The following is a 13,022-nucleotide window of genomic DNA, read 5'->3' on the forward strand; positions in this document are numbered from 1 at the left end:
AAGGCAACTTAACTTTCTTATGAATACTGACAATGCAATAATATCTACAAGTATCTCCCGTAATTCCATGACTTTCTATCTTGACTTGGGGACAAAATTGAGTTATCCATACAAACCAAAAAACAACCCTAACCATCTCAAAAATAACCACTCGCACACTCAGTAGGGAATCATGAATATCTATCTTTCCTTCCCTTTTGAAAGCATTTCTACTATGAATAAAAGCAGAGTGGGAACAAGGAGCACCTAAAATGAACTTACCAGATCGGAAAAAAGCACTAGAAGCAGCGATTGCTTATATTGAAAAACAATTTGGTTCGGGATCTATCATGAGTTTAGGAAAACACTTGGCCTCTCATGAAATTTCAACAATTAGAACAGGAGCACTATCTTTAGACTTAGCTTTGGGTATCGGAGGAGTTCCTAAAGGACGTATTGTAGAAATTTTCGGTCCCGAATCTTCAGGAAAAACAACATTAGCCACACATATTGTTGCTAATGCTCAGAAAATGGGAGGCGTTGCCGCATATATTGATGCTGAGCATGCTCTTGATCCTAGCTATGCTTCTCTTATCGGTGCGAATATTAACGATCTCATGATTTCCCAGCCAGACTGTGGTGAAGACGCTTTAAGTATTGCTGAATTATTAGCACGATCAGGAGCTGTCGATGTGATTGTTATCGATTCTGTCGCTGCTCTAGTTCCTAAAAGTGAACTTGAAGGAGACATTGGCGACATGCATGTGGGATTACAAGCACGTATGATGTCTCAAGCTTTGAGAAAACTTACAGCAACACTAGCGCGTAGTCAGACTTGTGCTATATTTATTAACCAAATTCGTGAAAAAATTGGTGTGAGTTTTGGCAACCCCGAAACAACAACAGGAGGCCGTGCATTAAAATTTTATTCCTCTATTCGCATTGATATTCGCCGCATAGGCGCAATAAAAGGGAATGACAACTTCGATCTCGGAAATCGTGTTAAAGTCAAAGTTGCTAAAAATAAATTAGCTCCTCCATTTAGAACTGCTGAGTTTGATATTCTGTTTAATGAAGGAATTTCTTCAGCTGGTTGTATTTTAGATCTGGCGGTTGAACATAACATTATTGAGAAAAAAGGCTCCTGGTTCAACTATCAAGAACGTAAACTAGGACAAGGAAGAGAAGCTGTACGAGAAGAACTTAAAAAAAATAAAAAACTTTTTGATGAGCTAGAAAAGTGTATTTTAGAGGCAACCTCTGCCAAGTCTTTAGTTACAGAAGATAATAAAGAACCTTTATTAGCAACCGTTGCTTCTTAAACAATTCCCTCTCCACGATACAAAGTATCGTGGAGATTCACCTTGATCTATTTCATGAAAATTGGAGTTAGCTACGTATGTTTAGGTGGGTTAGCACAATTTTTCTTAAGTAGATTGCCAAGCCAGAGAACACAAGATAGGTCCATAAATATCTTCGGTTTCATTTATACCTAACGATGCTATATCCTCTTGCAAAGTAGGAGAAGAATGGAAAGAAATTTTCGGTGCATGCTCAATAATAGCTAAAGGTGTGTGCTCGTCTCCTTCGCCCATACAAAGAACAGCAGATGCAGCTAAGGAATCCACAAGATTTATAGATGTCATCTGTAGAGGACGGCCAAAACAATCTCTCTTTCCTAAATAACTATACAAAGGAAAAAAACCATACCAACATAATCCTAAACCTAACACACCACGACGCATAGGAGTCGTATGACTATCAACAATAATGACACCAAGATTTTCTACAGAATAAGTTTTCTTAAGCCACTCCCCTAAAGTATTAGTAGAAGCTAACAAATCTCGAGGATATAAAATATAAGCACCTGACGCATTGGATTCATCAATACCTGCAGAAGGAATCAAAACTCCTTGTTTTTTAGTTAAATACAGACCGGGCATAGAATAAACATATGCATCTGCTTCTTGCTTCACCAAGGCATCTTTCGTTATCACATTACTATCAACTATAGCACCTTCGCACAGACTCACAATCTTAGAAGATACAACGACAATAGATTGCTCCTCTAACTTGGGAAGTGATTCTTGTAAAAGAGCGTACAAATCATCATGTGCAAAAATCGTTCGTGTAACGATAGGAGTAATTTTCATAATAACAAAATTTTAAATCCTGTGTCTGATGGATCACCATCGATTTCCAGCCCTCTAACAAAGATAAAGGAAATACTGTGTCTCCATCATAATACTTCTGGATATGAGTAAGAAAACATCCTTTAACTTTGTGATTTTCTAAAAATAGAGAAAAAATCTCCCCACCTCCTAAAAGAAAAATAGGAGAAGGTAGTATCAAATCATTAAATTTTTTTAGCGAAGACACCCAAAGACAATGCGAAGAATCATAAGTGCGTTGCGAAAAGACAATTACCTTACGATGAAAACAATAATGTTTGGGCAGGCTCTCCCATGTCTTCCTGCCCATGACAATAGGATGCTTCCCTATTACATGAGAAAAAAAATGCCTATCTTCAGGATAATCCCAAGGTAATTGATTCCCTTTGCCAAGAATACCTCGAGGATCACAAGCTGCTATTCCAAAAATCATTTTCATATAGATAACCCGCCCCATGCAGCTGCAGATAGCACCCGCTGATTATGAGCAACATCATGTACTCGTAAATACTCGACTCCTTGTTGCTGTAATAAAACAGAAAGAGATGCTGTTTCCCAATCACGATCTTTAGGATCACATTTCCCTAATAAGGAAAGATAGGACTTTCTTGAATGACCGACTAATAAAGGACAATTTAACCCATGAAACACCTGCATTTCTCGTAATATACGCATGGCTTGTATGGATGTTGTTCCAAAACCAATTCCTGGATCAAAAATAATTTGAGAACAATCCAATCCTAAACGATCACAAAAGTCTATTTTTCTCTTTCCCCAATCGAATAACTGACTTAAAGGAGAAGAAGTAAAACCTAACGTATCCTCAGAACACGGAGGCAAAGAACAGGAATGATTCACTACTAAAAATGTCCCTAATTCTTTAGCCACTTGGATCATTTCTTTCGATCCTCCAGACACATCATTAATCCAACGAATAGGATAAAGTTCGCTAGCTCTCATAGCAATCTCAGGATAAAATGTATCTATAGAGATATCAGGATATTGTGCATATCCTGACCAACGAGAAGATAATAATTGTAAAACAGGTGCTAAACGCGCCCATTCTTCTTCTAAAGAAAGAAATCTTTGTACCTTGGGATTCGTTGATTGTGCTCCCAAATCTATTATACTCGCGCCCTGAGCAAATAGCTTTTCTGTATGTGTAACAGCATGCTCAGGATCTAAATACCTCCCTCCATCTGACAAAGAGTTATCAGTAATATTGACAATTCCCATGCAAAATGTTTGAGGTGAAAATGCATTTAAAATCATTTCTTCAGGACATGGACATAAATGAGCAATTTCTCCAAACGTTTTCAAATGATACGGTGAGCTGGGTTGATAGAACTGAAGATCTTCACAAAGCGCGGCAATAAGAGAAATAAGAAAAGGTCTTTCTAAAAGACGTGAATGAGGAATAACAACATTATCATTTTGATAATCACGATCTCCATATAACAAAATATCGATATCTAAAGTACGGGGAGACCATGAAGGAGCACAAAGATCTCTACCTAAAAGACTTTCAATGCTTTTCAGTTTTTTCAACAACTGTGTGGGTGATAACTCTGTTTTCCCTATAACTACGGAATTTAAAAAAGGCAAATCCCAGATCTTTGGAGAACCAGGAAGCATTATAGCCTGTGTTTCTAAAATAACCGAACTCTTTAAATCTTTAATACCCAGTTCTTTTAAATGAAAATAAGCTTTACGAAAATGATCAAATCGGTTTCCTAAATTTGACCCTAAGGACAAACAAACAAAATGTAAAGATGTCATCCAAAGAACTGTTTGCTTATTTTAAAACAAATTGGCTGCAGTACATTAGGAATCGGGGGACGCTCTTTAGAAACTTCAAGATCTATCTGAGATACTTGACCGGCTAATTCCGCTTCTAAAGCTCGCATGATTAATGCAGATAAATGCTCAATTAAAGCACAGGAATGCGTATCCACAACTTCCTCAATTAATGAAGTCAATTTAACATAACATGTAGCATCATTAAGATCGTCGGAAACGCAAGCACGAGGCTCCTCTTTAAAAGAAAGAGAAAGAGAGACTAAAATTGGCTGCTTAAAATGACGCTCCTCAGAAGAACACCCTAAACGCACCCACACGCGAAAATTCGGTATAATTAATTGACAAGTTACAGCATGTAACTGAGAAGAACTCACGCTTAACCTTTACTATTTTTTGTTTTCTGGGAACCCGTCTTTTCTTCCTCCAAAAGATCAAGAAAAGCGCGTAATTGTTTAGAACGAATGGGGTGTCGCATCTTTCTGAGAGCTTTAGCTTCAATTTGTCGAATACGCTCACGAGTGACATTAAAAGCAGAGCCCACTTCTTCTAATGTTTTTGGCTTGCCATCCAAAAGACCAAAACGATGAATCAATACAAAACGTTCCCGATCTGTAAGTGTTTTCAATACTTCCTTCATTTTATCCTTAAGCATGGAATACCCAGTAGCTTCTGCTGGAGATTCGACTCCTGTATCTTCTAAAAAATCTCCAAACGAGCTTTCTCCTCCTTCCCCTACTTCTGCTTGTAAAGAGATAGGATGTTGAGAGATTTTATAAATTTCTCTTACACGATCAGGAGTTAAACCTAATTCCTCAGCTAATTCTTCTGGAGTAGGCTCTTTGCCTGTCTCCATCATCAATTTTTTTGCTCCTCGAAGAACTTTATTAATTGTCTCTATCATATGCACAGGAATACGAATGGTCCGTGCCTGGTCAGCAATCGCACGAGTAACCGCTTGACGAATCCACCAAGTAGCATAAGTAGAAAACTTATATCCTCGACGATATTCAAATTTTTCTACTGCTTTCATTAAGCCCATGTTCCCTTCTTGAATTAAATCTAAAAAGGACAAACCACGGTTGGTGTACTTCTTTGCTATGGAAATAACAAGGCGAAGATTCGATTCTACCATTTCTTTTTTTGCTTCTTGGCTCTTGTCCATCCAGCGCTGCAACATACGTACATCTTTTTTAAACTCTTCTAGAGTTCTTCCTGCAGCAACTTCACGTTTATGCAACCGCCGTTTAGCAGCATCCAATTTTGCTGCTGCAAATTTATTTCTTTCTGCACGAATTTTTAAATCATTTATTTGCTGCTCTAACTGAAGGAAAGAATCATAGGCTTTAAAAACAACTTCTCCAAAATCCTCAGTCACATTATGGCGACAGTGAAAACAACGTAGATAAGCTTGTGTGCGAATACGGCATTTTTCTAAATCATCATTTAATTTCGCGATCTCTTGTTTAGATAAGTTTTCCTGCTTTAAGGCTAAAAGTAACGATTCTAAATAGGTATCTTCTTCTTTGAGTAAAGTAATTAATTTAGGAAGAAGTTTTAAAAAATGCGCCTTATCTTCAACTTCTTTTTCAGAAATAATTTTATCAAAACGCTCTTTCCCATTAATTAAGTATTGAGCAATAGAAATCGCTTCTTTTGTAGAGTAACGAAAACGTAAAATAATACGTTCTATTTGCACCTGTGCTTTTTCTATCCTCTTAGAAATCTCTACCTCTTCCTCCCGAGTCAATAGAGGAACTGTCCCCATTTCCTTTAAATACATACGCACAGGGTCATCAGGTGTTCCCTCGGTACGTTTTGCTAATCCCTCAAGCTCTTTAGCTTCTTTTTTTCTCTCTTTCTGTCTTTCAACATCTGCCTGGTTCAGGACCTGAATATCCATACCAGTGAGAAAAATAAGAACCTGATCAATTTGTTCAGGCGTATCAAAAGACATGGGGAGGATTTCATTAATCTCCTCATATGTAATGAAGCCCTGATCCTTAGCAAGAGTAACTAATTCTTCTAATTTTCTTTGATCTTCTTCATGAGCTGCATCTACAGCTTGACCATTTTGCATATTCATGAGCTAATTATTGAGTTATTAACAAATACAGACCCCAAACCTTTAGGCAATAGTGTAGCCAAAGAAAGATAGGAAATCTAGGGATTTTTCTTTGATGTATCCTTTATACAATATCCTTGTGTACAGGATGCAAAACTCCTAAAACATGGCTATGAAGTGGCCCCTTATTTAAAACAGTTAAACAATAATAAAAGGGTGTGTGGCCACGATTTTTTGTTTTAATGACTAACTTTCCTGCTCGTTCTTTACCATTTTGCATACATAAGTCGGCTTCCCACTGAGACAAGCCAGAAACAACAAGATCTTCATCCATAGTAAAAAAATCTTCTACTCCATGCCCTGTCCAAACTTTAAATAAAGAATTGGCAAAAACGGCCCGTTTGCTCTTTGGAGCATAGACAAAAAGCATCCCAAAATTTTCTTCTCGCAGGCTATCGAATAATTGTCGACATTCTAAAGAATAGTTCCTTACCGAAGATTCTGATCTTATGTAACGCGATGCTGTTAATGAAGAGGCTGCCTCGGTGTTTTCCACCTTAAAAGCTATTTTTTTTAATTCTAGTAATAATTGGTTGGGCAAATCCTTAAAAGATGGAAGAGATTGTTTAGGAAAATTTTCTAATGCTGTTGCATCTAACTGCAATAAATTACGAATTTCACACATCAAATCTTGTACTTTAGATTCGAGTTTTGCAATATATGCCTGACGCATATCGAGCATATTATGCTGTTCCTCAAAAGTAGCTTGATATTCCTCATTCAAAATCTGTTGGTATGCTAAAGCATCTGTGAGCTCACGATGTAACCGTTGCCCCTCCCTATCTTTTTCTCCACATTCCTGTGACAACGCATCCAATTGTAAATGTAAGCATTGATTTTCCTCTTTTAATTGAGAAATTAAACCTTCCAATTGTTGAAATTCCGTTTTAGTTTTTATAAAAGCATTTCTAGCTAGAAGTAATTGACTAGAGAGTTCTTGATTACGCGCGCGCAATTGCAAGCTTTCCCTCCTATTTTCCTCAACCGAGGCACATACCTTACGCAATCCCTCATCCTGTTCCATAATTTTACGAATTTTAGCTTGTAATAGCTGGCTAGCAGCAGCCTTCAATTGCCTTTCCTTACAAAGAATAACACAAAACCATCCTAAGGAAAAAATAATGGAGCAAATAAAATATTGATAATTGCTTGGATAATAATTGTCAGAAAAATGTGAAAAAAAACTTAGAGGAATAAGAAACGCTGCTAAAGGAAAAACATAATAATAACACTTCAGCGCCTGGTGAAAAACTTTTTTCACAAATGACATAAAGAATTCAAACCCCTACACAATTTCGAAAAATACACGCCTGCACATTAAAATTTTTAAAACACCCCGGGAAAGTTTTATGTTTACATAAAACTTTATTTATCTCTTCCATAAAATAACTGCTTTTCCTCATTTTTGTTTCCTTTTATTTTGCCGTCTTTTACAATTCCAACTCTCAACTTAAGTAATAAGTCGGACTGGCGACTTCGTTATTTTATACAGTTATAATTTAAATTTCTTAGCCTTTGCTAACAATGCCAGACCCGCGGAGTGATTATGGCGACAAAAAAAAATACTAAGAAAAACGATCTTAAAAAACGATCTTCTGCTGAAAAGCGTATCCTTACATCGCAAAAACGCGCTCGAATCAATCAGAGTTTTAAATCTAAAGTAAAAACTTTAATTAAAAAATTTGAGTTAGCTTTGAAAGAGGGAGATCAGGCCAATATTGCTACCGGGTTACGTTTAGTTTATAGTGTAGCCGATCGAGCTGTAAAAAGAGGAATTTTCAAACCAAATAAAGCTTCTCGCATTAAATCTCGTGCCACTAAGCGCGCCGATGCAAGCATTTAATTGTATATAACTTTAAATTAATTAGGTTAAAATGACAGCTCTAACTAGGTTATCTTGCTGTAGTGCTGGTTATTTATCGTCAGCCGCAGCAACAAAAGCAAGAAAATTATCTTGTAGTGTTTATGATAGATTAAGAATCGCAACTGGTTTTATTGATTCCGCAGGTTCTTCCTCATCAATTGCTCTAGCCTCTCTAAGCTCTTCTTCAAGTGCGCTGCCAACGCTCAGGAACATAGAATCTGCTTGTTTTATGGCGTCAGGAGTCAACAACCTTATTAGTACTGGAGCTCTATTTTCTCAGCTTATAACTGGGGCTATCTTGTATGAAAGCGAGGAAGGAAATTTCACAGTACAACTCGACCCCCTTACAATGACAGTAAGAAGGGTAGTTAGACCTCCCTTAGTGATTATTAGCAAGCTTTTACGTTTGTTTTCTAAAACTTTGAACTCCGCACATTTTTTGGGCCATTCTGACTTGAAAATCATACGATTAGGGGCTCACGCCAAAATAGTCGGAGGAATAGGCACTGGTCTTGGCGCTTTAAGCTCCACCTGTAGCTTAATTAACGATGCATGCTGTTTAGCTTCGATACATCCTGATAAATACTATCATTCACAAGAAGACAAAATAAAGCTAAGACAAGTAATTCGAGAAACAATTTTTTCCTTTATTTGCAATCTCGTAGACATAGCCACTGCCGGTGTTTCCATAGTATTTTCTTTTGCTCCTGTTTTATTGGGAACACATGCTTTACTGATTTTAGGTATTTTCTCACTCCTATCTTCAGTACTTAATTTAGTCCAAGATATTGTCACTGGATAATATAAAAATCTATTTACGAAGGCTTTATCTCCCCATAAGTATATTTATGGGGTTTTTTTATGATTTCTTTTAGTGTAGATTCATCAGCAAAAATTGTAACAGAATGTTTTGCCCGCGTAATAGCCGTGTAAAGCATAGAAACATCAAAAGTAGAACACCCTTGGGGAATGATTACAATAACACAATCGTATTCACTGCCCTGACTTTTGTGCACCGACATAACATAGTTATACGCATAGTGGGAAAAAATCGTAGCATCTATAGCGGGACACTGGCGAAACAATAGCTTTCGCGTTTTCGGACAAAGAATCCCTGTATCTCCATTGGATACACCCCAAGTAGCATAACGCTCAGTAATTATAATAGGAATAGGTATGTCTGGATCGGTTTTTTGCATTTCCTGAAATACGAGATGATTCAAATGCAAATATCCCCACGCTCCATGGCGCATTGGAGTGAGTACACATAAAGACGTTTGAGAAGAAAATGCTTGGATATATGCATTTTTAATCATAGTAACAGTACATGAGAGAGAAGGAAGAGGCGTATAAGGAGGAACTTGTCTATTTAAAATAGCTTGTGAAAGAGTATGTATCTGATCTGTTTTTACTCGATGGGATACTTGTAAACGTAAAGTGTTTTCAGGGAAATACGTAATTAAGTCCTGCAACGGATTACCTGCTCCTAAGCCTATGGGAGGAAGCTGTTGGGCATCTCCTAATATAATAAAGTTATCTGCAAGAATATGAGCATCTGCTGTGCGTATTCCTGATAATGTATTCACTAAGCCATGAAGAAGCTCTACAGTCACCATAGATCCTTCATCTACTAATAAAAAATCAATGAAACGTCGCTTATATGCATATTCTTGTAAAAAACGATGTATGGTTTGGATATATATTTTGTCTTCAAAAACATGATAACCAGAAAGTTTTTGACGGATGTGTGAAGTTGCCTTACCTGTGGGAGCAACAACAGCAATACGCATTTGAGGATGATTTCTGAGTAAAGTAAGAAGAATTTGAACTGCTAGAAAAGTTTTCCCTGTTCCAGGACCACCACATATCAAAGAAAAACAAGAATGAAATACTTTTTGAAAAACCTGATTTTGTTCTTCGGATAACAAATCATTTTTTACATCACTCACAGAGTACTTTGGCAAGGCTTTGGACAATATGGATAACTTATAAAAGAGATTTTCACGAGTATGATACAGTGAAGATAAATAAATTCTGTTATTCTTCACTACGAATAAAGAAGAAAGTAATTCTTTAGAAAGACGTAAAAAATACTCATAAAAACACTGCTCAGGCACTCCAGGAATTGAAGGACATAAGCGATCCTTTTCTATAACAAGAAAAGGATAACCAGAGCGTAAAAGAGAAGAAAATACTGCCAAAAACACAAAATCTGCTTCTACATGTGCTCGTGAATGTTTCCTAGCAAATGCTAAATCTAGAGGTAAAATATATTGCCGATGCACGGCTTCTTGAAGAACAAAAGGAATATTTGTATTTAAGGACGATATAAAAATAGGCGCCTTATTTTTCATAATGCATTCCAGCATTCTTGGACAAACGTTTATGACATAAAGCTAACGCTTGCTGTACTTTAAAATCATATCGGTCACAAGTAGATAATAAGTTAAAATATTCCAAAGCTTCGGCATAACGCTTATGTTCCACAAGACATAACGCTAGTAAACGATAGGTCTTTGGAGAAGGAGACATCTTTACTAGCCACTGACCATACAGATAGCTCTGTTGATACTCACCTTGAGAATACAAAAATTCAGCATCAGCAATGAAATTAGCAATATCTTCTTCACCTACAGTGATTGGTTGAAGTCCTATATCTCCTATAAAATCTTCTAACTGCAATATTCGAGAAATCTCGTGTCCCGACAATAAATCTTTATAGGCCTGTTTAATAAAACGAGAAACAGTATTTTCACTTTCTATATCATAATTAGTAAATTGCAAAATTACACGAAGTAAATTTAATGCTTTATCATCACAAGAACCTAATTGCCAAAGTTGATAGGCTATTTTAATTAAATGTTTTACTAATGACTGCCTATCAATATCGCAAGACTGTATTTCCTCCCAAAAATTTAAATACTTTCTTAAGTTGGTATAACTCAAATCATCGTGAGAAATAATTTCCCGCAGAGTGTCGAGTGAAATAATGAGTTTTTTACTCAAAAAAATATCTGAATCAAGTTGTTTCAATAAAGATAGGGTTTGTTGCGCTTCATTAGTTTTTAATTGAAGCACAGTTTCAGATAAAATGGTCCGAAAGGTATAGATGAGTTTCTTCTTTATAACCTCTTCCCCTCCACAACTAGAAATAAAACAACAAATGCGTGTGACTCTATCGGGAGAAGAGAAAAAATGATTGACCAAAGGTTGAATAACCAATTCATACTTAGGATTACAATAGAAACACCCCCAATTTTCTATAATTTGCAACAAAGGAGAAAGTCGTGATTCAGGAATAAGAAACATATGTTCCATCAACATAGAAAACAAATCTTCTTGAGGAAGGAATTGTTCATAACATTTCTTATCCATAGAACGTACTTTTTTCTTATAAAAAAGGATTGTTTCATAATAATCAGGATAAATCTTAGGTGAACGAGATTGTTGGAGTTCTAAAAAATAACTTCTTGCCAAAAGCAGTACAGCACGATCATAAATATTAGAGTCCCACTCACATGCTCTTTTTAACAGTTGTCCAATAATGCGGTTAAGAATGACCCTACCTAAAGAAAACTCCCCCATCTCAATTAAACAATGAGCTTCCATGTTTTCTAAACACAAATTGGACAGCAGTAGTTGGATATTTTCATGCAGCAAAGACGTCGTTTTGCTTTGCGAATGCTCTTTCCACAAAGATAAAGAATCTAACGCCTGACGAAAATGTTTTTTTTTGTAATGCAATAAAAATTCAAACAACGATAAGGTTGGAGATTGAGAAAACTCTTGTTTTAGGTTTTCAATCAATTCCTGCATCAGCTCGATGTTTTCTAAGAAAAATGCATTAAGGATACGCCCTCCTAGAACCTCTCCCCGAAATACAGGGGATTCGCGTGTATTTTCATCATAAATCTTAGTAAAAATCTTATCCGACTGGTGTAAATTCCTTTGCTTTTGCAGAAGAAAGCCCTGACAATACAGAAAACTTTTCTCTTGTTGACTCGCAAGCAAACACTGCGAGCCAGATAAAGAACTTTCTCCTCTCCCCACAACTATTTTCTTATTATCTACATACGTCTTTGAAGGAATAATGGAGCACAGAAAATATAACCCTCCTCCAACAGCAAAGCATGAGAAAAAAAATACACAAAACAACATATAGCGAATCATGTGCAGCCCTCATTAACTTTGCTTTAAACTGTGTCTTTTAGAAGAACTTTAACTCATTAAAGATAAATTATATCTATAGGATTGTCTTTATGCAAAATTATTTTTTAATCAAAAAAACTAAAAAATAGTAAAGAATCTTTGAAAAACAAATGATATTGTATTATTGAATCAGGTAGTGTGCTCTAAGTTAATTCACGTATGATTACGGATAGAATTATATTATTTGTTACTCAAAACAATAATATACCTTTGCAATTAAAAGAATTGTCTCATTCTGAAGACAAATATCAAGTGATCACTTCTTCTGAGTTCTCAGCGAATATAAAGTCTGATTTGATCTTCTTCGATTATTCTCTTCTCCCAGAACATTATTGGCAACTCCTTCCTCAACAAGCAAACTACTTTGTTTTGTTTAATATTTTTGAAGAAGAAAAGATCATTCAAATTTTAAACCAAGGAGCTTTAGGATATATCCTGCAACCTGTAACAGCTAGTGTTATTAAGGCAATAATTCAATCTTTCTTAAGAAGAAATAACTTCGAAAACACTATCCCGGAATCTATTGTTTTTGGAAATTGTACTTTTTATCTTTTAAATCTTACTGTCACCTCTCCAGAGGGCACCATACATCTCACACCTTCTGAAGCTGGCATACTAAAACAACTTCTTATAAATCGGGGTCGTCCTTGTTTAAGAAAACATTTATTAGAAGAAATTAAAGACCATTCTCAAGAAATTATATCAAGAAATGTCGACGTGCATATTGCTTCTTTAAGAAAAAAACTTGGCTCCTACGGAAAAAAAATTTCTACTATTCGTGGGATAGGCTATGTATTTTCTGACAACGACCTGTAAAACTACCGAAGGATTTCCTTTCTTCTTTTGATTATCTGATTACTCTTGTCACTAAATCATC

Annotated in this window: 12 protein-coding genes; 4 read left to right on the forward strand and 8 right to left on the reverse strand. The window is 36.1% G+C overall.

All coding sequences use genetic code 11. The features are described 5' to 3' along the window. The first annotated feature begins 251 nt into the window (after positions 1–251). Positions 252–1,301 carry a recombinase RecA gene (recA, locus tag M787_RS01825; protein ID WP_021828759.1) on the forward strand — a complete coding sequence of 350 codons (1,050 nt, stop codon included), beginning with the start codon at positions 252–254 and terminating at the stop codon, positions 1,299–1,301. A gap of 105 nt (positions 1,302–1,406) precedes the next feature. Here recA and M787_RS01830 read toward each other — a convergent pair whose 3' ends face one another. The 6 genes from M787_RS01830 to M787_RS01855 all read right to left on the reverse strand — a co-directional run bounded on the left by M787_RS01830 (position 1,407) and on the right by M787_RS01855 (position 7,342). Further along, complete coding sequence (locus tag M787_RS01830) at positions 1,407–2,132, reverse strand: putative folate metabolism gamma-glutamate ligase (RefSeq protein WP_021828760.1); 726 nt, start codon at positions 2,130–2,132, stop codon at positions 1,407–1,409. Continuing rightward, the gene (locus M787_RS01835; protein WP_021828761.1) at positions 2,089–2,589 is read right to left on the reverse strand and encodes a dihydrofolate reductase; all 501 of its coding nucleotides are present in this window, start codon (positions 2,587–2,589) and stop codon (positions 2,089–2,091) included. The genes M787_RS01830 and M787_RS01835 overlap by 44 nt, the downstream gene beginning before the upstream one ends. Further along, the gene (folP, locus tag M787_RS01840; RefSeq protein ID WP_021828762.1) at positions 2,586–3,929 is read right to left on the reverse strand and encodes a dihydropteroate synthase; all 1,344 of its coding nucleotides are present in this window, start codon (positions 3,927–3,929) and stop codon (positions 2,586–2,588) included. The genes M787_RS01835 and folP overlap by 4 nt, the downstream gene beginning before the upstream one ends. Beyond that, positions 3,926–4,261 carry a dihydroneopterin aldolase gene (gene folB / locus M787_RS01845; RefSeq protein ID WP_021828763.1) on the reverse strand — a complete coding sequence of 112 codons (336 nt, stop codon included), beginning with the start codon at positions 4,259–4,261 and terminating at the stop codon, positions 3,926–3,928. The genes folP and folB overlap by 4 nt, the downstream gene beginning before the upstream one ends. Positions 4,262–4,326: 65 nt before the next feature. Next, the gene (locus tag M787_RS01850; RefSeq protein WP_021828764.1) at positions 4,327–6,033 is read right to left on the reverse strand and encodes an RNA polymerase sigma factor; all 1,707 of its coding nucleotides are present in this window, start codon (positions 6,031–6,033) and stop codon (positions 4,327–4,329) included. A gap of 103 nt (positions 6,034–6,136) precedes the next feature. Next, the gene (locus tag M787_RS01855; protein WP_021828765.1) at positions 6,137–7,342 is read right to left on the reverse strand and encodes a hypothetical protein; all 1,206 of its coding nucleotides are present in this window, start codon (positions 7,340–7,342) and stop codon (positions 6,137–6,139) included. 276 nt (positions 7,343–7,618) lie between these two features. Between M787_RS01855 and rpsT the strand changes: the two genes are divergently transcribed. Both rpsT and M787_RS01865 read left to right on the forward strand, forming a co-directional pair. After that, complete coding sequence (rpsT, locus tag M787_RS01860; RefSeq protein WP_021828766.1) at positions 7,619–7,915, forward strand: 30S ribosomal protein S20; 297 nt, start codon at positions 7,619–7,621, stop codon at positions 7,913–7,915. A gap of 31 nt (positions 7,916–7,946) precedes the next feature. Continuing rightward, positions 7,947–8,738 carry a hypothetical protein gene (locus M787_RS01865; RefSeq protein WP_021828767.1) on the forward strand — a complete coding sequence of 264 codons (792 nt, stop codon included), beginning with the start codon at positions 7,947–7,949 and terminating at the stop codon, positions 8,736–8,738. A 13-nt stretch (positions 8,739–8,751) separates the two neighbouring features. Here M787_RS01865 and recD read toward each other — a convergent pair whose 3' ends face one another. Next, complete coding sequence (recD, locus tag M787_RS01870; protein WP_040429862.1) at positions 8,752–10,266, reverse strand: exodeoxyribonuclease V subunit alpha; 1,515 nt, start codon at positions 10,264–10,266, stop codon at positions 8,752–8,754. 13 nt (positions 10,267–10,279) lie between these two features. Next, positions 10,280–12,106 (reverse strand): DUF1347 family protein, encoded by a 1,827-nt coding sequence (locus M787_RS01875; protein WP_021828769.1) that lies wholly within the window; start codon positions 12,104–12,106, stop codon positions 10,280–10,282. Between the two features lie 198 nt (positions 12,107–12,304). On the opposite strand from M787_RS01875, the gene M787_RS01880 reads away from it, so the two are divergent. Continuing rightward, positions 12,305–12,961, forward strand: a complete 657-nt coding sequence (locus M787_RS01880; protein WP_021828770.1) for a winged helix family transcriptional regulator — start codon at positions 12,305–12,307, stop codon at positions 12,959–12,961. Positions 12,962–13,022: the final 61 nt, after the last annotated feature.

The organism is Chlamydia gallinacea 08-1274/3, from assembly GCF_000471025.2.
GTDB lineage: Bacteria > Chlamydiota > Chlamydiia > Chlamydiales > Chlamydiaceae > Chlamydia > Chlamydia gallinacea.

Excerpts from the sequence above, each read along its gene's own strand:
- folP (WP_021828762.1), bottom strand. The coding sequence starts at position 3,929 with ATGACATCTTTACATTTTGTTTGTTTGTCCTTAGGGTCAAATTTAGGA.
- M787_RS01855 (WP_021828765.1), bottom strand. The coding sequence starts at position 7,342 with ATGTCATTTGTGAAAAAAGTTTTTCACCAGGCGCTGAAGTGTTATTAT.
- M787_RS01850 (WP_021828764.1), bottom strand. The coding sequence starts at position 6,033 with ATGAATATGCAAAATGGTCAAGCTGTAGATGCAGCTCATGAAGAAGAT.
- M787_RS01835 (WP_021828761.1), bottom strand. The coding sequence starts at position 2,589 with ATGAAAATGATTTTTGGAATAGCAGCTTGTGATCCTCGAGGTATTCTT.
- M787_RS01830 (WP_021828760.1), bottom strand. The coding sequence starts at position 2,132 with ATGAAAATTACTCCTATCGTTACACGAACGATTTTTGCACATGATGAT.
- recA (WP_021828759.1), top strand. The coding sequence starts at position 252 with ATGAACTTACCAGATCGGAAAAAAGCACTAGAAGCAGCGATTGCTTAT.
- M787_RS01880 (WP_021828770.1), top strand. The coding sequence starts at position 12,305 with ATGATTACGGATAGAATTATATTATTTGTTACTCAAAACAATAATATA.
- M787_RS01875 (WP_021828769.1), bottom strand. The coding sequence starts at position 12,106 with ATGATTCGCTATATGTTGTTTTGTGTATTTTTTTTCTCATGCTTTGCT.
- rpsT (WP_021828766.1), top strand. The coding sequence starts at position 7,619 with ATGGCGACAAAAAAAAATACTAAGAAAAACGATCTTAAAAAACGATCT.
- M787_RS01865 (WP_021828767.1), top strand. The coding sequence starts at position 7,947 with ATGACAGCTCTAACTAGGTTATCTTGCTGTAGTGCTGGTTATTTATCG.